Origin of the sequence: Paenibacillus germinis, from assembly GCF_013141785.1 — a bacterium.
GTDB lineage: Bacteria > Bacillota > Bacilli > Paenibacillales > NBRC-103111 > Paenibacillus_E > Paenibacillus_E phytorum.
Genome location: NZ_WHOC01000028.1, coordinates 39,068 through 64,466, shown reverse-complemented (window position 1 = coordinate 64,466; position 25,399 = coordinate 39,068). Strand labels below are relative to the sequence as shown.

General features: G+C 43.7%; 14 protein-coding genes. 1 reads left to right on the top strand and 13 read right to left on the bottom strand.

All coding sequences use genetic code 11. The features are described from left to right. Positions 1–200: 200 nt before the first annotated feature. From GC102_RS06205 to GC102_RS06125, 13 genes are all read right to left on the bottom strand, one after another. Positions 201–1,139: a dihydrodipicolinate synthase family protein gene (locus GC102_RS06205; RefSeq protein WP_171688677.1), complete on the bottom strand. Its 939-nt coding sequence runs from the start codon at positions 1,137–1,139 to the stop codon at positions 201–203. Further along, positions 1,129–3,657: an alpha-mannosidase gene (locus GC102_RS06200; protein WP_171688676.1), complete on the bottom strand. Its 2,529-nt coding sequence runs from the start codon at positions 3,655–3,657 to the stop codon at positions 1,129–1,131. The genes GC102_RS06205 and GC102_RS06200 overlap by 11 nt, the downstream gene beginning before the upstream one ends. Positions 3,658–3,694: 37 nt before the next feature. Further along, the gene (locus tag GC102_RS06195) at positions 3,695–4,570 is read right to left on the bottom strand and encodes a carbohydrate ABC transporter permease (RefSeq protein ID WP_171688675.1); all 876 of its coding nucleotides are present in this window, start codon (positions 4,568–4,570) and stop codon (positions 3,695–3,697) included. Between the two features lie 14 nt (positions 4,571–4,584). After that, positions 4,585–5,523 carry an ABC transporter permease gene (locus GC102_RS06190; protein ID WP_246320754.1) on the bottom strand — a complete coding sequence of 313 codons (939 nt, stop codon included), beginning with the start codon at positions 5,521–5,523 and terminating at the stop codon, positions 4,585–4,587. Positions 5,524–5,613: 90 nt separating this feature from the next. Next, a complete protein-coding gene (locus tag GC102_RS06185; protein WP_171688673.1) occupies positions 5,614–7,233 on the bottom strand; it encodes an extracellular solute-binding protein in 1,620 nt (539 codons plus the stop codon). 421 nt (positions 7,234–7,654) lie between these two features. Further along, the gene (locus GC102_RS06180; RefSeq protein WP_171688672.1) at positions 7,655–9,847 is read right to left on the bottom strand and encodes an exo-alpha-sialidase; all 2,193 of its coding nucleotides are present in this window, start codon (positions 9,845–9,847) and stop codon (positions 7,655–7,657) included. Between the two features lie 14 nt (positions 9,848–9,861). Next, positions 9,862–11,742: an exo-alpha-sialidase gene (locus GC102_RS06175; protein ID WP_246320757.1), complete on the bottom strand. Its 1,881-nt coding sequence runs from the start codon at positions 11,740–11,742 to the stop codon at positions 9,862–9,864. Positions 11,743–12,161: 419 nt separating this feature from the next. Then, positions 12,162–12,656 (bottom strand): YhcH/YjgK/YiaL family protein, encoded by a 495-nt coding sequence (locus GC102_RS06170; RefSeq protein ID WP_171688670.1) that lies wholly within the window; start codon positions 12,654–12,656, stop codon positions 12,162–12,164. A gap of 151 nt (positions 12,657–12,807) precedes the next feature. Beyond that, a complete protein-coding gene (locus GC102_RS06165) occupies positions 12,808–13,719 on the bottom strand; it encodes a dihydrodipicolinate synthase family protein (RefSeq protein WP_216627957.1) in 912 nt (303 codons plus the stop codon). A 617-nt stretch (positions 13,720–14,336) separates the two neighbouring features. After that, complete coding sequence (locus GC102_RS39030; RefSeq protein WP_216627956.1) at positions 14,337–20,459, bottom strand: S-layer homology domain-containing protein; 6,123 nt, start codon at positions 20,457–20,459, stop codon at positions 14,337–14,339. 217 nt (positions 20,460–20,676) lie between these two features. Then, complete coding sequence (locus tag GC102_RS06135) at positions 20,677–21,465, bottom strand: alpha/beta hydrolase (RefSeq protein WP_171688669.1); 789 nt, start codon at positions 21,463–21,465, stop codon at positions 20,677–20,679. 119 nt (positions 21,466–21,584) lie between these two features. After that, positions 21,585–22,904 carry a neutral/alkaline non-lysosomal ceramidase N-terminal domain-containing protein gene (locus GC102_RS06130; protein WP_171688668.1) on the bottom strand — a complete coding sequence of 440 codons (1,320 nt, stop codon included), beginning with the start codon at positions 22,902–22,904 and terminating at the stop codon, positions 21,585–21,587. A gap of 22 nt (positions 22,905–22,926) precedes the next feature. Further along, on the bottom strand, positions 22,927–24,258 hold the full coding sequence (locus GC102_RS06125; RefSeq protein WP_171688667.1) for a DegT/DnrJ/EryC1/StrS family aminotransferase: 1,332 nt from the start codon (positions 24,256–24,258) through the stop codon (positions 22,927–22,929). A gap of 122 nt (positions 24,259–24,380) precedes the next feature. Between GC102_RS06125 and GC102_RS06120 the strand changes: the two genes are divergently transcribed. Next, positions 24,381–25,271, top strand: a complete 891-nt coding sequence (locus GC102_RS06120; RefSeq protein WP_171688666.1) for an AraC family transcriptional regulator — start codon at positions 24,381–24,383, stop codon at positions 25,269–25,271. The last annotated feature ends 128 nt before the right edge of the window (positions 25,272–25,399 follow it).

Sequence of the window (25,399 nt, the reverse complement as noted above, 5' to 3'; positions counted from 1 at the left end):
CTAACTGCTCCGCCGCGCTGCTGTTGTCGTTGTTAAATCATCCCTGCAAGGAATCAGGTAACCGACTAAGCACGAACTAAGGCCACGAACTAAGGCCACATAAAATCGCCTACTGCGTAGAGTGACTTCATGTGGCCTTCATTTTTCTATTTTTGCCTGAATGGATAACCTAGGCCAAAAGAATGCGGAACGTTTTCAGCTCAATTCTTAGTCGCAACAGCTGCGAATTGCTTAGATAACTCCTTGGAAAGACGGTATAGCTGATCGACTTCCGCTTTATTCGTGGATGTAAACTCATCCTGATTTCTCACACGCGAGTGATAATTCGAACTGATGCCTTCCTTCATCTGATAATATTTAGCGTTTATCGGATACAACTGCCGCTCAATAAATGAAGCTACACTCAGTAAATCACTTAAACGCTGCGCTTCTTCAGGCTGCTTCTCCCAATTATGTAGAAGCCATGCATACAGGTCTGGATGAAAGTTAGCCATGACTCCACTGTAACCATCAACGCCAAGCTTCAATGTTTCCAGAAGTGTAGCTGTATTGGCGTTGTAAAGCTTTAATGAAGTTCCTTTAATCGCTTCCAGCTTTTCTTTGATCATCTCCACATCGCAAGAAGTATCCTTCAAGAAGAAAAATCTTCCGGTATCCGCACACCATTTCAAAACAGATGGTGTTAATAAACGCTTATATGGAAATGGACATTCATAGATACCATACGCAATATGGTCCGGCAGCTGTTCGATTAGCTTCTGAGCGTTAGCCTTCCACACGTCATCAGACTCATCCGCTCCTGCCAATCGGTTCGAAATCAGGATTACGGCCTCAACGCCAGTTTCTGACATCGCTGTCAATTCTCGAGCCTGGTCTTCAAGCGAGTCGGAAATGTGCCCCGAAGCGATGACGGGAACCCTTCCCGCTGCCTTCTCCGCGACAAAAGCGGCAAGCTTCACACGCTCTTCCAAGCTCAAAAAGAACATCTCGCTTGACTGGCATACAGCAAATAATCCGTCAACCTTGTTTTGAATAAACCATTCAACCATACGTCCCATCGCATCAAAATCAATTTCTCCAGACTCCTTGTATAAGGTAATCATGGTAGGCCATACGCCGTTAGGGTTATTAATCTTCATTTGACATCTCTCTCTCATTGATATTTTTCAATTCCACAAAATTCACTTCCTGGATGGCCTCATGTTCTAGCGCAGGTATAAAAAACGTTTTAATTTCACACTTGCCAAAGGTACTTCGCCAGCTGCGATTTAAGACTGGAATGACTAGATCTGTCTCCACTTCTCTTCCGTACGTTTCATTACAACGCAGAATCCAGCCATTCCCGTCTTCCGCTGGTTTAAAGGCCACAGCTACCACATTTTCGGCAGAAATCACAATTCCCTCAGAAACTTGTGGTAAATTACCTTCGTGGTACGTTTCCCATACCTGCTGCAGCGGAGTATGCAATTCGTAAGCCTTACGTACAACGCCGCTATCCTGCCACGAACCGGCATGAGGCGAGAGTATGTAGATAAACTCCTGCACACCTTGATCCATATATTCCGATTGTTCATCACGTTCGCCAAAATGATCTGCATAAATCGGACTTCGCACTACGGTCATCCTTAATTCATTGTCTAGAACATCGTAAGCGTATTTGGTATCGTTGATCAGAGATAGTCCGAACACTACTGACGGTTCAATTCCCTCAGCTGTACCAGGTTCATTACCCGATACATTAACCCACATTTGTCCAGGCACTTCGTTTCCATTAGCCGGACGTTCAATGTAGCCGTACGGAATTTCAAACACGGCACGAGGCTGCTCGACATTTACAGGAAAGGCAAGCTTCAGCATCCTATGATGTTCTCTCCAATCAAGCCTTACCTTTATGTGCAAGTTGGAACTGTCATGTAATAAGCTGATATCCTGACGTAGAACAGAATTTCCGTAATGACTAATCACCCTAATCGTCGCCCGTAGAGGTCCTGTTTCAAGCACTTTCAACTCTGCATTACAAAAGCGTCCCCATTCATCGCGATACTGTGTCAGACCGTGTCCCCATGTATCGCTGTGGCTCTCATCCAAGACGATTGGCACCGCTCCGTCTCCAGCCAGTACTTCTCTAAAGCCATTAAGCTTGTCAATGACATGTCGGATATATCCTGTATCCGGATCGAGCTCAACGAATAGTTTATTATTCTCTAAGAAGCAACCCTCAGCCCGAACGGCCCCTTTCGGCTCCATCGGATCACAAGCTTTATCGCGGTATACCCAATACACCTGATACCCGAAAGCCGGAATTCGCCCCATGATTAACGTATCCCATTTATCACTGGTATTTGTCCGAGATGCCCTGATCGTTTGAATCGGCAAGGGATTGCCTGCAGCATCTGTTACACCAGCCAGCTTCTTGTTAATTGCAATAGGTGCCTCCACTTCCCACGATAATGGGTTAAAGACCACAAGAGGTGAACCAAGATCATCTTGCTCCCAAAGCTGCCAGTCCTTCTCCTTGCTTAAGGATTTCACACCTGGTTTCATCGTATTAATCGACCAGGAAATCTTTTGAAGCGCAGCGTTTATTGCTTTTGCCCCAATGCTTAACGATTCACCATAAAATTCCTGACCATCGTCGTAGGCTTCCTTAATACTGCAACCGCCCATAATATCATGAAAATGGTTGAACATGACATTTTCCCAAGCCCGGTTAAGCGCTTCTAACGGATAAGGTAAACCAAGCGTCAAATTGGCAAATGTAGAAAATTTCTCCGCAGTCAGCATCCGGTGCTCCACTCGGCGGTTAGTGGCCTTTGATTCCGAGTGTGTGGAGTAACAACCGACGGCATGCATCTGCATTTCATCCTTAATCACAGGGATATCCGGGTCAATCTCTCTCATTTCTGAAAAATAATGATTTGGAGAGCTTAACTGAATGTCGTCCAGTCCAGGTCGCTGTTGGATCTCATGGATGAGCTTAAGGTTCTCAATTGTCGGCCCCCCGCCGTGATTACCAACGCCATAGAAAGACATGAAAGCATGACCGCTTGCTACGGCCACATTTCTGTGGCTTATTATCTTATCTTCCATTCCATTGCTCGCCCAATTGCCATAGCTGTCCGCGAGCCTAAATGTCATAACACGGCTGCCATCTTCCGATTCCCACCAGAATAAATCGTGCGGCAATGTCTTCTCATGTGCCCCAGGACGCATGAAAACGTAGTAATCCATTCCACCTTGCTTCAATAACTGTGGCATCATGCCATGGTGACCGAACGAATCAACATTGTAGCCCACCTGCGCCATGACACCGAATTTCTCCAACAAATACCGTTGTCCATATAAGCTATGCCTAGCAAATGATTCGCCCGATGGCAAATTGCAGTCCGGTTGTATCCACCAACCACCTGTAATGACCCAGCGTCCTTCGGCAACACGCTGCTTAATTTCGGCAAACATTTCGGGCGCATTTTCTTCAACCCATTTGTAATAAGCCGCGCAAGCACATGTAAATACAAAATCAGGGAACTCATTCAATCGATCCAATGCAGAACGAAAAGTCGCTTTGATCTCTGCGTACCCCTCCTGCCAACGCCATAGCCATACTGGATCCAAATGAGCATTTCCGATTAAATGAAGCTTCGTTTCAACAGTCATGTTATCCCCCTTCACGCATTATGATAATTTGAAACCTCTAACCCTTTACAGATCCCAGCATGGCTCCTTGTACAAAATATTTTTGCACAAACGGGTAAATGACAAGCACGGGCAAGATGGCAACGAAGACACATGCGTATTTAATATTTTCCGTCATGACAGCCAGCCCCGCTTCTGCTGCGCCAAGCTGTGCGGATTGTGTAGCCATATCTCCCGAAATGACGATATTACGCAAAATGATTTGCATCGGGTACAAATTCTTCTCATTTAAGTAAATGAGTGCAGGAAAGAAGCTGTTCCAGTGAGCCACCGCGTAAAAGAGAAACATTGTGGCCATGACAGGCAATGAAAGTGGCAGCACAATTTTAGTAAAAACTCGAAATTCTCCGGCGCCGTCCATGATCGCAGACTCGTGAAGTGCTTCAGGAATATCTTCAAAAAATGTTCTCATCAGGATCATATTGAAAACATTGATCGCAGTCGGAATTAATATGGCCCAAATCGTATTGACCATTCCTAACGCATGAACCACCATATAGCGCGGAATGAGACCACCATCGAAGAACATGGTGAACACAACAAACAAAGCAAGAAATGAACGCCCATACATATGCTTACGCGACAAAGGATATGCACAAAGAGCCGTCATCGCCAGATTAATCAGCACACCGGCGGACGTATAAAAAAAGGTATTTCCGTAGGAGCGCACAATGGCAGGATCATTAAAAATAACGCTATATGCTTTAAAATTAATATCTATAGGTCGCCAAAACACTTCACCGCTGCTAACCGATGACCCGGAGCTAATCGATATGATTCCCATATAATAAAGCGGATACAGGGTAATAAAGATCATAGCCAGCATAAAAATTATGTTAATCGTATCGAAATAAGAAAACTTATGACTTCGCATCTCAATCCCCTCCGCTAGAACAATCTGGATCCATTTATTTTTTTGGCAATTTGATTCGCTGATATAACGAGCGCAAAGGCCAGTAAAGATTGGAAAATACCTACAGCCGCAGCAAAGCTAAAGTCGCTGTCAATCAACCCTCGACGGTAAACAAATGTTTGAATAACATCTGCGGTTTCATACGTGGGACCACTGTACAATAATAAAATTTTCTCAAATCCGACCGAAAGCATTTTACCCACTGTCAAAAGCAGCATGATCGTGACGACGGTTGAAATCCCAGGCAGTGTAATATGAAGCAATTTGCGCCATCGATTTGCCCCGTCCATCGTCGCCGCCTCATACAGTTGTGGATCGATAGAGGTCAATGCCGCCAAATAAATAATGGAGTTCCAACCAATACCTTGCCAGATTTCAGAACCGACATAAATGGTTCGGAACCACTGCGGCATCGACATGAATGTTTTAGCTTCCCCGCCAAAAAGCTTAATCACTTCATTAATGAGACCATCGATGGAGAGAAAGTTAACCAGCATACCTACGACTACAACGGTAGACAGAAAGTGCGGAACATACGTGACGCTTTGAATAAACTTTTTGAACATTTTTAATTGCAGCTCGTTTAACAATAAAGCGAACACGAGAGAAGATGGGAAATAAAAAATGAGTGAATACAGATTGATGAGCACTGTATTGCGAACCACTTGCCAAAAATACGGATCCGTCAGAAATTGCCGAAAATACTTCGTCCCTGCCCACTGGCTATGGAAGAAACCCTTGACGATCGAATAATCTTCAAATGCCATCAAATTCCCAACCATAGGTGCATAGTGAAAAATAACAAAGTAGGTAAACGGTAATAGAAACATTAGATACAGCGGCATACTCTTGCGGATATTTTTTTTAATCTCCACAACTGGTGTATTTTTTTTAATTTCAACAACTGGTGTCAAATATCTCCACTCCTTTCCAGAAAATAAAGGGACAGGCTGCCCGATATGGCTTAGCAACCTGCCCCCCTCTACTTGCATGAACTTCGAACGTTACTTCACGCGGGCTAAGGCATCGTTGTAGATTTTGACGATATCATCTGATCCTTTTGCTTTAAGTTGTTTAACGAAGTTATCCCAATCATTAAGTGCACCGTCTGTCACAATAAATTTATCCATGTTTTGAGCCAAGTAAGCGTCAAGCTGTGTACGGATTTGTTTCAGCTTCTCACGCTCATCTTTTGTAAAAGGAGGGTCATTAACGAATTGAACATTTTCGCCTGCTGCCAAAGCCTTAGATGCTTTCGTGTTCCATTCTACCCATTCCTTGGAGTTAAAAGGTAATCCAGCATGATCGTCATTATTCACAGCAAGTCCCAGGTAGCCTGTTCCATATTCCGATTGCAGCGCATAAACCGCGCTTGGCTGTCTGTCCTTATACTTATTGACAACAGCGTCAGTCAATTTGTAATCGCCATTTTCGCCAGTGAAATCTTCGCCTTTATTACCGAAGTTTGTAACCTCAATTCCCTCTTGGGAGTAGAACCAGTCCATGAATTGAACAACTTGTTCAGGATTCTTTACTTTCGCATTAATGACGTACGATTCCGACAAGTGGCCAAGTGCATAGATCAGGTTACGCTTTGCACCACTCGGCGATGTCATGGTATCCAACATATCAAACTTAGCATTCGGATCTTTCTTCTGCAGATTAATATTAAACGTGCTAGCGAAACCATTATTATCTTGGAAATAGAAGGATTTTCCTGAGTTTAGCTTCTCTTGCCAAATTTGCGATGTAGCCGTAGCATAATCTGGATCAAGAAGCTTATCTTTGTAGAGTTTATTCAACCAAGTGATAGCAGCTTTAAACTCTGGCATTGCTGGACCGAATTTGTACTGTTTATCTTTCGGCTCGTAGTATACTTTCGTGCCGTTAAAGGTTGTGTATCCGCTTCCAAATGCGAAAGAAATTGGATTGATTAGGTTTTCTGTTCCTGTAAGTCCATTTGCAGCACGAGCAGTAAAAGGATATGAATCTGGATTCGCTTCTTTCATTTTCTTCATCACTTGATACAATTCATCATACGTAGTTGGCTTTTTCAAACCTAGCTTATCAAGCACATCCATACGGATCATCGAAAGCTGGCCTCCAACACCCTGCCAATTCGCAACAAGAGGGAATCCATAAAGCTTACCGTCAATTTTGTTTTTGTTAATCTCTGGCTGCTGGGAAATGACTTTCTTCAGATTTGGCATTTTGTCCAAATAGGGAGTCAAATCAAGGAATGCTCCTGTGTCGGCAAAGTTTTGAATATCATCCTGTTTAACAAGCATCACATCAGGCAGTGTATTCGTTGCGATCAACGTTTTCTTTTTATCATCGTAGTTGCTTTGAGGGACACTTTGAAGATTTAGTTTTACATTTTTACGCTTTGAAATTTCCTGAACGGCTTTTGAATTGGCCACGATAGCTTGCGATGCGTGTTCGTACCTCATCCAAGTCAACGATAGCGGTTGGGCCGACACTGGGGTGCTTGACGCACCAGCAGTAGTTGCCGGAGTCGCCGTATTATTCGTTGAAGTCGTTGAACTGCTTCCACAACCGCTAAGCACACTTGATAGCACTAGTAATGAACCAGTTACTGCCATAATCCCCTTTTTTGATTTCATCGAATAAATCCTCCCATGTAATTGGTTTGCCTTACACGAGGATCATAGCACACCATTTTCGAGCATTTGAATATCCAAATTGGCGTTTAAAGCACCGTTTTTCCGCTATTCTGACCTTGATTCATTTCTCCGCTATGATGCAAAAAGTCGTAATGCACGATAAAAAATCACGGTAGGTCGATTCACTTTCCCTCCATGCACCAAGGCAGGAGCACTTCTTCGCTCAGTCACCAAGAATATCAGCCTGCAAAGTCGGAGTAGCCTTCGTGACACAAGAAGACCGCACCCAGCTAGGGAAGCGGTCTTCTTATCGAATATTATTTATATAACGGCCTCAATTGTGTACAATCCCGGTAGTCAGCGGGTCAAATACCGATCTTCGGCATCGTACCTACAAGCAGTTTACCACCTTCATGTTCGGCTACTTGCTGCTAGCATTACCTGGCACAACAACGACTCTTGTTGTTGCAACAAAGCCGCCGTCCAGCGTTGTCGCAGTAATTTCCGCTTTTCCTTTACTTACACCTGTAACCAGACCTGTTAACTCATCTACCATGGCAATACTGGAATCACTGGAACTCCACAAAATTGTTTTATTGCTTGCATTGGCAGGAGATACGGTTGCAACAAGTCGTTCAGAGTTGCCTATGCCTATTGCAATATTTTTCTTTTCAAACTCCACCGTTTGCGCAGCAATCGCTGCCGGATCAACGTACAAATATACTCTCAATGGTGCTTTGAAGAACGGCAGCATCTCGCTTGTTACACCCTGTGGAAGCATTGTCTCATCAACAACACCGGTAAGGTTGCTAATTAAAGCATTCAGTTTATAATTCGCTTTAATAGCTGCAACATCCCAATTCACTGGCAAATCAACGGAAGGAAGCACACCGTTCGCTGCCCCCGGTTTATAGGAGGTATATGCTTTAATTGTTGATGGGAACAGGGCTTTAATCGCACTATCGGTTGCCGTACTGATATTGAAAGATGCAGGAACTGCAATTTCACGATCGAAGCTTTCATATTCTCTAATAATGTTTATAGTATCACCTTGCTTAATCCAGTCCTCGGTAATTCTGGAGAACGCAATATTTTTATAGCCGCTCAAGGATTGATTAGCAGAGTCCTTATCCAGCGACGAGAAGAACCGGCTGAAGCTGATCAGGATATCCCCATTATCTCCTTGCGTTATGGCAGGGTAATGGTAGCTTCCCGTACTGCTTCTTGTATCTAGGGCAAGATGCCTTCTGTATTTCCACGTTCTTCCTTCATCGTCTGATAAGGCGACAGCCAACGTGTTCCGGTTCGATTCCGTATCTACGTGAACAAATGCCCAATTGCCGCTCTTCAGCTGTAGAAGGTCGTGACCTACACCCGGATCCTGCAGTTCAGGAACGTCCTTGACCGTTGACCACGTCAATCCCTTGTCTTTAGACTCGGAAGCCACCACACGATAAGGTCTTGGACCATTGTCACGCATATAAGCTACAATCGTGCCGTCTTGTCTTTGAGCCATCGTGGCCTGAATGTTGGCGACACCCACAATTGGCTCACTCATCTCCCAACGAACCGAGTTATCCTCAAGAGGTTTGGAAGGATCATACTCTGTAAATGCCATAATGCTCATTTCCAAGACATCCGAATACAGGGGCAGAAGCAAACGAACTTTGCCGTTGCCAAGATCTACTGCAAACGGCTTGTCTTTGGTTTGCCAGCCGATCCGACGGGCGAGCGGATAACCTGAACGAGGCTCATAAATTTTGTCCGCAACTGTCGGAGCGTACAGATATTTAGTCGGGTCGCCGCCACTGAGCTGCATAATCTGCGTGACTAAACCATCAAATTCAGCTTCATTCACTTTACGGCTCATACCTGCTCCGCCATCTGCAACTGGTTTGAACAGATACTCTTTTTGGTCAGCAAGCTTGGCTTTTACTGTATTCACGAAACCTTTTGCCAACTCTGGGCGCGCAACAACAGGTGGTGTAGCCCAAGAAGGTCTTGATGTTGCCCCAGGTCTATCATCGAGCGACAGACTTATATGATCGTCTGGGCTGTTCGGATCGACTGTACCGCCGATGTTTTTACCGAGTTTAATCCCAACAGTTTCAGAAAATGTCCATTTAGGCACTTTATTGCCAACCTCTTCAATCTCATAGCTACCTTTTTCGGCATAAGCATATCTCGGTTGGGAAGTTTGCCATCTGCCCGCCAATACGGGATACCAGAAAAACCAGAGACGGTCGCCGGAATCAACGTATACGACAGGATTAATATCAGCAATATCTTGAGAATCGGTCATTACAAACGGTGTCTTCCACGTTTTCCCACCATCCACTGATCGCGCTCCCATAATTCGTGTCGTAGTCGCATCTCGTTCGCCATTTCCCTGAAACCATACACATAACAACTCTCCGCTTGGCAATTCTACAATACTTGACCCGTGTATGTGGTCGCCTATATCACCATTATCCTTGATTGGATTAAAAATATTTACAGCTTTATCGGAAATGTTGAGTGTTCCCGTAGGAGCAGCAAAGGCAGGAACAATACTTGTTGCAGAGATTGCCATACAAACAATCAGTGAAGTGAGTAACTTGAATTTCCTTTTCATCTACATGACTCCTTTCATTGGGTAACCTTAATGATGAATTTAAAAATGGTTCCGTAATTGTTGCTTACAGCAGTTATCATTGCAGTTCCTGTTTTAATTGCAGTCACGTTCCCGGTCGTAGTGTTAGTTGTAGCTACAGCAGGCAAATCTGAAGTCAAAGTAAGTGTATCGATGGCTGCATCGGACGATTGTCCGCTTATCGTTAGGTTGTAGGTCAGTTGTGTAGTTTGTCCTACTTGCAGTTCAATTGTCGGCAACATTGTAACACTGTCAAAAGTCGGTGAACTTCCTGCGCCGTAAGTTGCTGTCACAACAGAATCAAACAACGTCCCAATTTCGCTGCTTGCGATCTTAGAGAAGCCAATCGTTCTGTCTTCGCCACCACCAACTTTAGGAATTTTATACGTATAGTTCATCAAAGCGTTCCCAGCACTGTCAACGAGAACCGATGGATATTCATAGCTCTCTTTGTTGTTCATGCCATCCTTAATCATGATCGGCTTCCAGGTCAATCCTTCATCGGATGAAAGCAATAAACTGAAAGAATTTCTATTTCCGTCTTGCGTCGTCTTAATTTCGCTGCGTGCGGTTTCTTGATTTGTAGCTATCAACCAGTTGCCATTTGGAAGCTTGGAAAGTTCAAAGCCGCCATCGTTTTTCAAATAAGGATCAACTTTCGGAACACTCCACGTAACTCCGTAGTCGGTTGAATCCGAGTATGTCGTGTGCCATGCCATGCGTCCGTTTCTGCCATCTAACTTACCGCTTCTAAAATAACCGCGAATCGTACCATCATCCTTTTGAATCAACGAGCCTTGAATCGTACCAGATCCAACAATGGGGTCACTAAATTTCCAAGTGATACCATGATCATCGGTATACGCGCAAACTGAATTTGCCAACGAATCCGAATATAATGGCAAAATCAATCTTTTGGTTACGCCATCAGCAAGTGTTACTTCAATCGGTTTATTTTTTGTTTGCCAGCCAAGTCTGCGGTAAATGGGTCCCCATGTATTAACGTTATTGTCTGCACCAGAAGCACGCTCAATTGAATTTTGAACAATTGGCGGCTCATATTTGGAATAAGTAGAACCAGTAACTGTATAGACTCCCTGTGTAAGCATCGTGATGACTTCATCTGTTCTACCCGCATATACATCGTCGTAAGGCTTTGCGGAATTCAAATATGACATGTACTGATCATATTTATTTCTCATCGAGACAACAAAGCTGTCTGTAATAAAACGCGTGCCGCCAAACTTTGAAGTTACGGATACATACTTTGACGGGTCCAGAGGACTCGTTGGCGTCACTTTACTTGGATTTACAAACTTAATCTCCGCACCTTTGATGCGATAATTCCAATTTCCATTTGAGTACGTACCTTCGCCAAACATGCCATCCCCAACATTGGTGTAAATTGGCTGTGGATAGTGCCACTTCGCATTTCCGCCATTGCGAGCGGCATACTCGTAGTTGCCAATATCCGCATACATAAATTTAGTTTGAGTAGATACCCATTGGCCATTGTAAATAACGCCGTAGAACAACCATAGTCTTTGTTGGCTATCTACGAAAAGAACCGGGTTATTATCTGGGAAATCCCATGTATCATAAACAACAAATGGTTCTGTCCAAGTTTTCCCACCATCCTTCGAGCGAGAACCGATCAGTTTCGTTAAATTCCCATCTCTTTCTCCATTTCCGTTAAACCATACAGAGAAGAGCGTGCCATCTGGCAGTTCTACCATCGTGGAACCGTGATTGGCAATGTTGTCGACGGGCATCATGATAGAATGACTAATGCCCTGCGGCGCTGCTGCATCCGCAACTACAGAACTAAACATACTAAAAATTAACATTAGAGACAAAAAGAGACTTACACGTTTCATCTTCTTCAAACTGGGTCACTTCCTTTCATATTGTTAATAACAACTAATTCTTTATCTTAAAAGAAATTTGACGCATCACCGAATCGGTCTGTATCAAAAATTCTATTAATTCAACTTGCGAGTGTATACGTTTACATGATATTTCGTCGAATAATTCGTTGAAGTCATTGAACTGCTTCCACAACCGCATTTCATCTAATAAATCCTCTCATGTACTTGCTTTGCCTTACATGAGGATATTAGCACACCATTTTCGAGCATTTGAATATCCAAATTGGCGTTTTATAGCACCGTTTTTCCGCTTTTCGGACCTTGATTCATTTCTCCCCTATGATGCAAAAAGTCATATTACACGATATCCGCCACGTTATAAAAAAAGCCATTCCTAGGAATGGCTGGGTCAGTGCATTTATCGGACATCACATTAAATCATTCCAATATTTTTTATGTATCTTTATCACGATTTTCTTTATGCGGGTGCTTTCTGCTGCGCAGCAACAAGGACGATGAACATCCGTAGGGAAGATAACGACAAACATGCCGGGTTTTAAATAAATCACCGATTCTTCCTCGATGCTAAAGTCGTAAAACGCAATGTCTATCCGAACCTTCGAACTTAAAGACTTCAGACAAATGGTTTTCTCAATCTGAAACGGCATGGATTGCATTCGCGCCGTCAATAAAATGATGACCTCATCCGGGTCGTCTTTCACAATTTCATAATCCCACGGCACAAGAGCTGACTCTCCACGGTGCAACGTCGCACCTCGATAAACATGAGTTTCACTGACCTCTGGAAACATTTCCTGCCAACCGCCAAAATAGGTCATTTGATAGTCCGAAAATAGGGGCTGGGGCAGCAATAGGTTTCTGCTCGCAAACCAAATGAGATCGCTGTCGGTTCGCTTATGCAACTATCGGGCTGGCTCTGCCCCCCTATCTAAAAGTAAGGTAATGTGTAACACTTCATTCTCGAGCGAAATCGCACGATGACCATTAACCCTGAGGTCGTCCTGAATCCGGCATTTGAAATTCCTGATTTTCCGATACATAGAGCTTCCCAACTCAGCGCCTCTTTTCTTCAAGTTCATCTGTCAACTGAGAGACATAGGCAATTAATTCATCTGCAATCCGCTCATGGCATTGGTCAAACGGTAAGATCGGCTCTCTCACGCGTGAGGTATCGTATGTCCCTTGCCTGTATAGGAGTCGTTTGAAAAAGTGGATCGACACGTCCAGATGCTGGTTCGCGAACGCCAAAACGGGAAGGAGCCGATAAAATAAATTAACAGCCTCCGCTCTCTTCCCTTCCGCGTACATTCTGTATATCGCGGTATACACTTCATGCATACCAGTAGGCATAAAGGCATGAATCCCACGGTCCAAGCCCTCAATAAACTGTGTCACGGCCCATCCTCCGGCAACATGCAGGCCGCCGCCCGTCGCTTCCAGGACCTGACTGTACTTTACACCTGCTGGAACCACCTCGATTTTATAGCTGCGGAACGCCTCAATCTCGCGGAACAGCTTGGCGATTAGCGGAACAGGCACACCAAAACCGGAAGGATCCCAGTCTTGCAGCATCAAAAAGCCAGGATTAACACCGGCAATCTCCCGCACATCCCGCTCGAATTGCCGGTCATCCTGATACGGAATATTCACCAGAATTCCAGCACACCCAAGTCCGATGAATTGTTCTGCATACTTCAACCTTTCAACAGGAGAATAGGCTGTTGCTCCTCCGATGACAGGAACACGTCCGCATGCTTCCTCCACCACAACCCGGGTCATGCGCAGCCTTTCCTCTGGCGTCAGGTGATACAGTTCCGCAGCCAGACCGGGCACGAGAAAGCCCACTACTCCCGCGTCCATCGCCAACCGGACATTCCGCCGTAGTGAAGCCTCGTCAAGCTCATTCTGTATGGTGAACGGGGTGTTCAAAACCGTAATAATGCCGCGCATTGTTAACGGATCCACAGTTGCCTCACTCCTTGCTTTCACGATGTTCTTACATCCGTTCGAATTACTGCATGATGCATTCACCCTTCTCCATTACTAGTTCGAAATGCATTTTCGTACTCATCAGGATGCGGCTTCATAAGCTATTAACTTGACCATAATAGGAGCCGTATACATAGGTTTTAACTATGAATGGCAAATTTTTGTGCAAGCGGAAAGCACACAATTTACTATCAATTTGATTTTTCTTGATTATTCCGGATGTTATCCAAATAAGACGTCAGCTCGTGAAATATACCGCTTTCTTCTTAGCACAAGCACGGAACATGCGGTCATGCCCCCTTAGTGATACATATTAGTACGCCTCACTGTTCAGGGATTGCTTCGACGGCGCAACCTCAGTATAAGCGCCTCGCGAAAGTGATGAACATCACCAAATTGCCATATCATGAACCATTTTAGCGCCTCCAGGGTATGTTCCATTTCTCCGCCTATGTTTCATTTTTCTTCCACACTGCGGTGTAAAGAGGAAGCATGTGCATTTCAGTCGTCCATAGGCACCATTTTCCAGAATAAGTAAACATACAAAAGCCGCTCGTGTGAACGATCTAATTCACATGAGCGGCGATATACTTTTATTTTTGCAACAAATTGCGAATGACTTGGGCTGCTTCTGCTCGTGTCGTCATTCCGTCAGGAATAAATTGACCCGATGCGCGTCCTTGGATTAAACCAAGTTTCGCCGCCGCTCTGACAAATTCCAATGCCCAAGGAGCTACTGTAGATTCGTCATTAAATGAAGAGCTTGTATTCCCTACTGGTTTCGTTCCATTGATGCTTGCATAAGCGCGCATCATCATTGCTACCATCTCTTGACGTGTGATGCGGGCGTTTGGTTCGAAAATCGTGTCGCTCTTTCCTGCGACAATCCCCGATTTTACAGCCAAAGCAACCGAATCTGCATACCATGCATTGGAAGCAACATCTGAAAACTTTTGCTCACCCTTCGTTTTGAGGTTAAGGGATCTGACAATCATCGCTACGAATTCAGCACGAGTAACGGACCGTTCAGGCTCGAAATTCATTTCGCTAATCCCCTCAACAATATGCTGGGACGTTAATATTTGAATCGTGTCCGCAGCCCAATGAGTTGATAGAACGTCGGTAAACGTTCTCTTGAGTTCGAGGATTGCATATTTACTGAAGTGATATACCTCTGCAACCATTTCCCCATTCCTATTTTTTCCACCGATAAATTCAAGCTTTCCATCATCGGCAATATAGTAGATTGCGGATAATGACTGGTTCATAGAAGGATCGGATTTCAAATGAATCGTAATGGCTTTGTCAAACTTCGACAATTCAAAAATTTTCCCTTCCTTTGTAACAATATGCAAGCTAAGTTCGTACACTTCACCCGATATTCTAATCTGTACTTGATTGGGAGCCAAACCTTTTGCGATAATTTCGCGCCCTTCTAAATTGGATAACGCCTCTTTCTTCAGTACAATTTTACTTTCCTTCAATTCATCAGCAGATACCTTAATTGCCAACTGCTGAATTAATTCAGACGGTATATTTAATGTAACTTTGCCCATCTCAAGCTTAAGTTGATTGTGAGCAAGCAGTTCCGCTGTGTTAGAAGGAAGCTCAATTTCCTTGACATCACCGCTAACGGTGACTGTGGCGACCCCATTCCCGATATGTCCCGAAATATCGCTCGCTTTTACGACTAGCACTTCAGGTTTTTCGCTTATTGGGTTGACTTCTTTTTTAGGTGTGTTGTCATTTGGAGCCGTGCTTTGGCCATCATCAGGGTTACTACTATTCACTGTTACCGTACAAATTGCTGTAAAACCGCCATCTGCTGTTTTCACGGTAATCGTGGCCGTTCCTGCTCCTACTGGTGTCACAACGCCATTGCTGTCCACTTTTGCTACCGCTGTATCGCTCGAACGCCATGTTACCGTTTTGTTCGTCGCATCAGTAGGATTAACAGTTGCTACTAGACCATACACGGAACCCGACACACTCATCGTCAGTTCATTGACATTCAGCTTAACGCCGGTTACTGCAACATTCAATGTATTCACAGTCACTTCGCATGTTGCCTTAAAGCCGCCTTCCGCTGTAATCACGGTAATCATGGCCGTTCCTGCTCCTACAGGCGTCACTACACCATTGCTGTCCACTGTCGCTACCGCTGGATTACTCGAATTCCATGTTACTGCCTTATTCGTAGCATTGTCCGGGTTAACGGTTGCAACTAGAGCGTACACGGAACCTGAGACACTCATTGTCACTTTATTCTGATCGAGCGTAACGCCCGTGACATTAACATCCTCCGCTACATTTACAAATATCGGATTCGAATACATCCATAAATCTTTATAATTCCGCGCACTCTTAGATTCATATGAATTATCTACAAGAGCAACGTCAAAGATTGGATTTCCGTATTCATCTGTTTCATTCTCCACGCTCGGAGCAAGATTAGTCGCCCGCAGCCTGAAATATTGGTTTTTACTTACCTTACCAAGATCATAGGTCATGACGTTCCATCCGTCTTCGACCTTCCAGTCATTACTATTGAAGGTGTGGATTACTTTTGTTGTACCATTGGTGTCTTTGTTATAATCTGCTGTTCCAGATTCAATCTTACCGGTCACTTCTCCGGCGATAAGATCAATATGATGGACTTTTACAACATCTCCATTATTATTCTTTTCAGGGCTTTTGAAGCGGATTGTGATTTTAGCATTGTCCCCTTGTTTAACCTGAAGCTCTTCACCCATTTCTTTCTTGTTATCCCCATTTGTTATATGAAAGTCGAGCGCGTTCATTAGATCTCCAAATACGGAAAACGATTTACCTGACCGCATGCCATCCACGACGGCTTTCATATCGCTACCCTTTACCCATGTATAGTTCTTTAAGTATTCGCCTGGCCAGTAATCAGGAGCATGAAAATCAGAGTTTCCGAAAACCCAAAATTTCCTGCCCTCTCCTAACAAAGCATCCCAAAATCCGCCAACCTGCGCAAGCTTATAATCTACACCGCCATATGATCTAGCTTGAGGATCCGCTGTAGAACTATAACCACCTCTGCCGCCCTCCATCTGGTTACCCAGCATGCCTTCAAATCCAAAGCTTATATTCGGCGCCGCATTGTTAAAATCGCGGAAATCTGATATGGAATACTTCAGCTTCCTTGAGGGGTGATTGATCAGAAAATAACTGGTATCCGCATAATTTTCCTTAAGCCATTCGATCCCTTTTACTGCATCCTCATGTGTTTTATTTACCTTAGGCAGACCTGCATTCGTCCACTTCTCAATGTCTTGCAGGGTAAACATATGTTCGAATTTGCTTACGGCTTCTGTATCATCTGTAATAATTCCCACCGATGCATGCTCGTGTGATGGGACATCCCACTCGAATCCCGGAAACATGATTTTATCTTTATACTGTGTACTTAATTTATTTAATTTAGGTATGGCGTAATCGTTGATTGACTGAGAACGCGGAATTTGTTTTCCTATTTCTTTAGCCTCATCATCTCGATGAGATAGTCTCATATGATCAGCAGTTGCAACCCAATCAAGGTTATACTTATCAAACGCATTATGTATTAAATCTGTGAGCGAATTATTTGCGTCATCCGATAATGACGAATGGTTGTGGAACTCTCCTACCATCCATCTAGGTATATCCTTCGCAACACTTACAAAGATCGGATTCGAATACATCCATAAATCTTTATAATTCCGCGCACTTTTTGCAGCAGGTGTATCTTCTGCAAGAGCAATATCAAATAGCGGATTTCCGTCTTTATCTGTTTCATTCTCCACGTTCGGAGCAAGATTCGTCGCCCGCAACCTGAAATATTGATTTGCATTTACCTGACCAAGATCATAGGTCATTACGTTCCATCCGTCTTCGACCTTCCAGTCTTTGCTCGTGAAAGTATGAATCACTTTTGTTGTATCATTGGTATCTTTATTTTCGTAGTCCGCTGTCCCGGGTACAAGCTTGCCGGTGACACCGCCCGCTATAAGGTCAATATGATCAACCTTTACAGGATCTCCATTGTTGTTCTTGTCAGGGCTTTTGAAACGAATGGTGAGCTTAGGGCTATCCCCATTTTTCACAAGAAGTTCTCCACCCATTTCTTCCTTACTAGCACCGTTTGTAATAGTAAAGTCGAGCTCGTTCATCAAGTCTCCAAACACAGAAAATGATTTTCCTGAACGCATGCCATTCACGATGTCCTTCATATCGCGACCTTTTACCCATGTGTGGTTCTTAGCGTATTCGCCAGGCCAGTATCCACTGCCATTAGGAAAATGGAAATCAGAATTCCCAAAAACCCAGAATTTCCGGCCTTCTCCTAACATAGCATCCCAAAATCCGCCAACCTTCGCTAGCTTGTAGTCTACGCCGCCATAGGATCTACCTTGAACATCTCCATTATGATCATAACCACCTCGGGTGCCCTCCATCTGGTTCCCCAACATGCCTTCAAAACCAAAACTAACTTCTGGAGCCGCATTGTTAAAATCGCGGAAATCCTTTATGGTATATTTCAGCTTTCTTGAAGGATGATTAACAAGAAAATAACTGGTATCAGGATAGTTATTTTTAAGCCATTTGATCCCGTTTATTGCATCCTCGTGCGTTTGGTTTGTTTTGGCCAACTCTTTATATTTCTCAACGACCTGATCACCAAACATTTGTTCAAATTTACCCACTACATCTTTGTCTTCTGTTACAATCCCCACAGATCCGTGCTCGTGGCCCGGAATATCCCATTCAAATCCTGGGAACATGATCTTATCCTTATACAATTCTTTCGATTGGTTCATCTTTGGAATTGCATAATCATTGATGGACTGTGAACGCGGGATCGTTTTATTTAATTCTTTCCCCTCATCATCTCGGTGAGATGATCTCATGTGATCGGCGGTTGCAAGCCAATCCAGATCGTAGATATCAAAAGCATTTTCCAATACACTTGCGAGACTTTCCTGTGCATCATCTGATAAGTAAGTGTGCGCATGAAATTCTCCGCTTACCCATCTTGCACCATCCGTTTGCGGTTTGCCGCTAACAGCAGCCTCGTTACCGAAAACCTCCAATTCTGCGAGCCCCACGTTACTCCCTGTACCACCACTAATTTCAAACTTCAGGGAGGTTATCGTTTTCGCGGGAAAGGTAAACGTCGTTGGCTTGCCTCCTGGATCGATATTAGACACTTCCATAGTACTGCCGTCGCTGAAAGTAATTAAGCCGCCATTCGCATTATCATTTATGTTGGGTCTATCATACACATTAATTTTAGTGATCTTAACCGCTTCCGGCCATTCTAATTTTATCCATGGTTTCGTTTCACCTTTGGAAGCCCATTCATATTGATCCATTACAATGGGCTTGCCATCTTTCACGTTTTTAACTGGATAATCCGAGTTGTATTCAGAAGATGCGGTCACGATTGCTTTCTTAGCCACATTCACTTTCCTCGGAGTAGAATAGTCTAATACAGTAACCGTAAATTGTTTTGTATCCTTTTTACCATCCTTTGTAATGGTGGCTGTCAACGTAACTACTGCATTCCCTAAGCCGGCCGCAGGGCGATGTACGGTACCGTTCGTTACAATAACTGCAGGGTTGCTAGATTCCCAGCTGATCGTAGTCCCATTTGCTCCTGTAACTGGAAGTACCAGATTTCCTGTTACTTCGTTCATCTCTATATTACCAAGATTAAGCAAGCTTTTATCTTTCAATACCGGATATTGTACGATTGATTCCTCAACTATATCCTGTACGGCCTGGTTAACAACGGGATGATCCGCCCTAAAACCAAATGGAAAAACCACACTGTCCGTATCTATTGCGATTTGATTATAATCAAAAGAAAGCTTATTATCTGATGACAAAGAAATCTTCATATGTACGAAATCTTCGCCACGTGCTCTGCCGATAATCAATGGAATACCGTTAACTACCGTTTTTAGATCTCTGTGACCATGAGCCCCCAATACAGCATCTACACCTTCCAGCTGCTTGGTAATGTCAAATATCGGACCTTTTGTGTCATCATCATTCTCCTCGTGAATATTTGCCACAACAATTTGAGCGCCCTGAGCTCTCGCTGCAACTGCTGCTTTGTTTACTTCAACTGCAATATCCTTGAAAACATAAGCATCAACCGTCCCAGGCAGGGCATATTGTGTATCTCGCGTCACAGAGCCAATAACCGCAATTTTGACACCGTCTTTTTCAAATATTTTATAGGCATCAAGCACTCGTTGATCGTTATTTTTATAAAAGAGATTAGCCGCAAGTAAAGGGAACTTGTTGCTGCTGTACACATCTTTGGTGACCGAATCAAGTCCCCAGTCAAACTCATGATTGCCCACCGTCGATGCTTCCATGCCCATGGCATTGAAAACCTTCATGACAGTCAATCCATGTATCAAATCGTAGAGATTCTTATCCTGATAATTATCTCCGCCTCCAAGAACTAGCGTGCGATCCGGGTTCTGACTTCTTATTTCTTCAATATTACGAGCCAATACCGCTGCAACAGGCTGATTCTCTCCGTTAACCAACGTTCCATGAAAATCTGGAATCTGAACAATGTCAAAAACCTTGTCATCCGCGGCTGCAAAAGCAGTGGGGAGAGGAATGCTCTGACTGAGTAATACAATAACTAGTGAAACAATAGAAAATAACTTGCTAGCTTTTTTAATAAACAATGTTTCGACAACTCCTATTGGTATATAAATTTGTGCCCGTTGCAACAGAGTTATTGTATCAAATAGTATATAAAGCCGTTGTTAAGATATTGTTAATCATCCATTTATTGGACCTAGATTGACTAAGCAAGTAAAACAAAAAAAATAGTCGGGCAGGAGATATTTCTGCGCGACTATCTTTCAACAACATATCATAATGAAAAAAGGAGCTCGAGATTCAGTTTCTTAATTTCTCCTGACGCAACGGCAACCATTCCAATACTGTTTGGATTTTACGATCCCAATAACCCCATTCATGTGTGCCGGGCTCTTCTTCATAAGTCAAATCCAATCCAAGCTTGCTGCAATGATCCCGAAAACGTTTATTGGATTCATAGGTATAGTCCTCCGTGCCACAGTATTGATAGAGCAGCGGGGCAGCTATATTCGTTTGACTCACTTTATCTGCAAGATGGAACAAATCATTGGTGCTGCCATGAATAGTCGAGCGATCGCCAAACACTTGTTGGAATTCCTCGCCTAGACCGTTAATCTGATTGTCGCTGACATCCATAGGACCAGACAAACTGGCAGCAGCAGCGAATTTATTAGGAAAATTCAATGCTAATTTAAATGCCCCATATCCTCCCATGGACAAGCCCGCGACAAAATTATCTTCCTTTTGATCTGACAATGGAAAAAACGAGCGAGCTAATGCGGACAACTCCTCACTGATGAAACTCCAATAATTATATCCGTTAGCCATATTCGCGTAGTAACTGCGATTTACAGCGGGCATGACGACAGCTATTCCTAATAGCGCTGCATATCTTTCAATAGAGGTGCGGCGCATCCAAATGGTATGGTCGTCTGAAAGCCCATGCAGCAAATACAGCGTCGGATGCTTCGTTCCCCCAGCACGATTGACCAAACCAATTTGCGAATGGGTAGATTGGGGAAGGATTACATACATAGATGTAGAAATTTTCAACGACTCCGAGTAAAAATGACAATCAATAAAAGCCAATTCATCACTTCCCTTTCGTATATTTATTATCTAATCTGATCATTCCAAGCTTCAATGTTCTCTGCATGTTTTGGTTTCCTTTTCAATACGTACTTTTTTTGTCAGTGAATCTATATTCCTTACCCTAACTGTTCACTCCTTTCATTATGCTGCATTTGATCAATAAGCTCTTCGATGCCTCGACGGATAACGGACTCAACCTCCAAAGCAAAAGAAGAGGAATAGCCAAATACCATTGTCGAGTCTTTGCTTTCATACCCGCCTTCTAGAATTTGCTGAGCTGTCGGAATATAGCCAAGCATTCCATTACTGTAGCCAACTGGAAGCACAGTACCATTAGAAAGCGACTTTGCCCATAATCCATACTCGACCACGATCTCGCCATCTATCGCTAGAAAGGCCAGCTTCTCGGCAATTTGTACAAGCTGCATATGCAGAGGTACACTCTGTCGAAGCTGTGCCGGCTTGGCCAATATTTGCTGCTTCCAGCCAGCCGTCAGCTCATCATCATCCTCGTGCGGCATCAATTCGTCATCCTTTAGAATATGTTTAAAGTGAAGTTCAACCTGTTTCGTCCAACTTACAAGCTTAGCTGGCTTTAACGTTTCCATCGGCTGCTCCAGAATGTTTAATACAGTTTCTGCTAAAACCTCTCCATTTCTTACCACGTCGTAATGGTCTCCACTATAAAATTTATTATCCTTATATAGAGCAGGACGAATATCCCCGCAAAAGCCCTGTAAAAAACAACTTACCCCGTCGCCCAATACCTTATCCAAAGCTTCCATCGCCATCCCACAATAATCTGAGGTAATTAAATTTGCGTCCGTTGTAGTGGGATGACAGGTAAAGTGAAATAAAATGCCTATGATTCGAAGATCAGCTGACATAAAACGAATAACTGTCACTGTAGGATCATTGACTCCATCCGGATTTGGTGCCATCACAGTAACTCCGTTTGATTGTAATCGACGATTGATGCTTATTCCCTCACAGGTGCCAATTCCTAGCTCGATGGTTACAGGCTCTAAATTCATTTGTGCTTTCGCTACTGCTTCTTCGACTTTAATCTCGAGAAAATCCACATACTCACTTCGAAACTGCCCCAGTAAGGGGCTAAATTGATTAGAGGTCTGTGGTCCACCATGGGTATGTGATGCGTGAAATAACATGTCTGACCGTTCGATTCCCCATCTTGCTTTCAGCTTTTTGCAAAGTTCTTCCATACGTTCGGAGCCCCACCAAATGATGTCTCCCTGCACAAGAAGTTTTTGGCATAGTCTGCCGGAGTCATCCTCTTGAACGAATAACCACACTCGCAGAGATAACCGACTGGACGTTCCTGTACATGCCATCTTTCGACTGGCATATCCCGCTAAGGGTATGGCAAATGGCGGTGTAATATCCACTTTGGCTTTACCTAATTTAGTAGAAACCACTACAAGCTCTCCCCCCTTTTAATTACTTTTTGGCAAACATGCTCCATCCACCAAGAATAGGAGGATTTCCTTGATCAGACACTAGTAGTTCCTGATAGTTTGAAGCCACTTTACGCAAGGCATTGGCATATTGCTCAATCTCATCCTTCCGATAATGTTTGAACCAAGGTACTGAAAACAGTCGTTCGGAAATTGCATCCGTCACCGTTAGGCCACTATCCAGCTGCCTTACATCTCGCGAGCTGTTAGCAATTCGTGTAGGTTTTCCGTGGTTGTACACATCCGCTTCCGTAAACAATGGATGTTTGTGCAAAGGGATATTGCAACCAGGATAACAATCCCCAACTCCCTCAGCACGAACGGCCTCAGTAAAACGTGTAACTGAAAGTCCGCCAAGTTCCTCTGGCCTATAATGGCCGCGTGCCGCATACCACCCACCCATATAACTGCCGGAACCTTTGTCTGGGCGGTGCGCTCGTATTCCCTGCACACCTTCAAGCAAATCCCAGAAATAATTCATCGCAAGGCTAATTTGCTCATGCCTCGCATCATAATGCCGCAGCTGAACCCGACCCACTGCAGAGCTAAGCTGGTGCATACGGAATTTATATCCACCTGACGGGAGTCCAATATATGGCTTCAGGTTTGCCGTTTGGATTTCGTTGTCATTACGCTCATAATGACCAAAAGCAATAGCACGCTCATAGATTTCACGATCATTGCTCACAAGCATCCCTGCTTCACCGACAGCCAAAGCTTTCCCAGACATCAGGGACATTCCGCCAACATGTCCAATCGCACCTAGATTCCGTCCTTTATATTTCCCTCCATGTGCATGAGACACATCTTCAATAACCTTCAAATTATGTTTCTGAGCAATAGCCATAATCTCATCCATATCCGCAGGATAACCAAAATAATGGACTACAATGATCGCTTTAGTTCGTTCGCTAATACAACGTTCAATGGCCTTAGGATCAATGCACAACGTTATCGGGTCAATATCCGCGAATACAACCGTCGCTCCAAGCGTATAGGCAGAAGTACATGAAGCCCAAAAGGTAACGCTCGGACAAATCACTTCATCCCCAACGCCAACTCCACATCCAAACATTGCTGCAAGTAAAGCGCTCGTTCCATTATTAAAGCCCAACGCGTAGTCCACGCCCAGCCATTGGCGAAAGTCATCTTCGAACTGCTGCGTCACTTCCGTTCCTGACATCGCTCCTTTGCGCAACACATCTAATGCAACTTCCTCGTCCTCCTGTGTAATTATTGGCCAAGTAAACATATTTCCTAATTCTGCTATAACCGCCTTAGTTCCACCTAATACGGCTAATTGGCTTCCACTCATATTTTTCATCCTCTCGAGTTGTTTTTAGCGCTCTTTGGAACTTATGATATAATGAGACCTAAAAACGAGCATGCCAAAACAAGAATGAAACTAGCCATTTTATAACCGGAGGAAACAAATGTATGATCGTTTTTCCAGAATATGAAGATTTGATGGCCATTATTAAATTGAAGAAGGGCGAGCTTCCCCTTCACATTTCCATTCATACCTTAAAGAAGACCTCACTCCATCATCATGATTTTGTAGAACTGTCTTATGTGATTGAAGGCAGCGGTACAGAAATCATCAATGGCATTCGTCATCACCTGCAGCCTGGTACTTGCTCCTTTCTACTTCCACACCACATTCACGAGATTCAAAGTGATTCAGACAAGCCCATCATCAAATACTGCTGTATGTTCGATATCAATATGCTGCTAGGCTCATCTTATGAATCGGAGTTATCCAGCCTGCTTTTCCGCGTCGGATCTAGTATTCCTTCCTTCGTCGATTTCTCTTCTCCTATGGCTGATCGTATGCACAATATATTTGAGCTTTTGCACGATGATTATCTAAATACCGTTGGTATTGGAAGAAACAGCTTTATTCGAGCAAAATTGACGGAAGCTATGTTATTATTCGTCCGCGCCTCACATACCAATTATCCAAATGTGCTCCAAGTAGATGAGTCCGACGAGAAAATGAATTTTTGGAAGGTTTTGCAATATATGCATGTCCATTACTCAAAAAAACTAACGTTGGAGTGGTTGTCTCACCATTTTCGTGTTAGTACGCCATATATGAGTCGTTCATTTAAAAAACACTTAGGACGCAGCTTTCTCGAATATTTGCATGGGCTACGCGTGGAGAGTGCGGTTAGTATGCTCGTTTCCACCAATATGTCTCTTGCTGATATTGCAGCTGAGGCCGGTTTCGAATCCTATCGCAGCTTTTCCCGTGTTTTTCGTGAGCTTCGTGGTCAAACGCCAAGCGATTATCGAAATCATCAGAAAAATTCTCTAGAAGCACCTTAAATGCTCGAATGAAAGATGTTGAATTAAAATCAATGGGTTCTTCGGTATGCCGAAGAGCTTTTTTCGTTTGGGAATTTAAATCGTAAATTCCTATAGCTCCTATTAAATTAGCATGCAAAAAAGTATAT

Excerpts from the sequence above, each read along its gene's own strand:
- GC102_RS06120 (WP_171688666.1), top strand. The coding sequence starts at position 24,381 with ATGATCGTTTTTCCAGAATATGAAGATTTGATGGCCATTATTAAATTG.
- GC102_RS06175 (WP_246320757.1), bottom strand. The coding sequence starts at position 11,742 with ATGAAACGTGTAAGTCTCTTTTTGTCTCTAATGTTAATTTTTAGTATG.
- GC102_RS06200 (WP_171688676.1), bottom strand. The coding sequence starts at position 3,657 with ATGACTGTTGAAACGAAGCTTCATTTAATCGGAAATGCTCATTTGGAT.
- GC102_RS06195 (WP_171688675.1), bottom strand. The coding sequence starts at position 4,570 with ATGCGAAGTCATAAGTTTTCTTATTTCGATACGATTAACATAATTTTT.
- GC102_RS06205 (WP_171688677.1), bottom strand. The coding sequence starts at position 1,139 with ATGAAGATTAATAACCCTAACGGCGTATGGCCTACCATGATTACCTTA.
- GC102_RS06185 (WP_171688673.1), bottom strand. The coding sequence starts at position 7,233 with ATGAAATCAAAAAAGGGGATTATGGCAGTAACTGGTTCATTACTAGTG.
- GC102_RS06180 (WP_171688672.1), bottom strand. The coding sequence starts at position 9,847 with ATGAAAAGGAAATTCAAGTTACTCACTTCACTGATTGTTTGTATGGCA.
- GC102_RS06125 (WP_171688667.1), bottom strand. The coding sequence starts at position 24,258 with ATGAGTGGAAGCCAATTAGCCGTATTAGGTGGAACTAAGGCGGTTATA.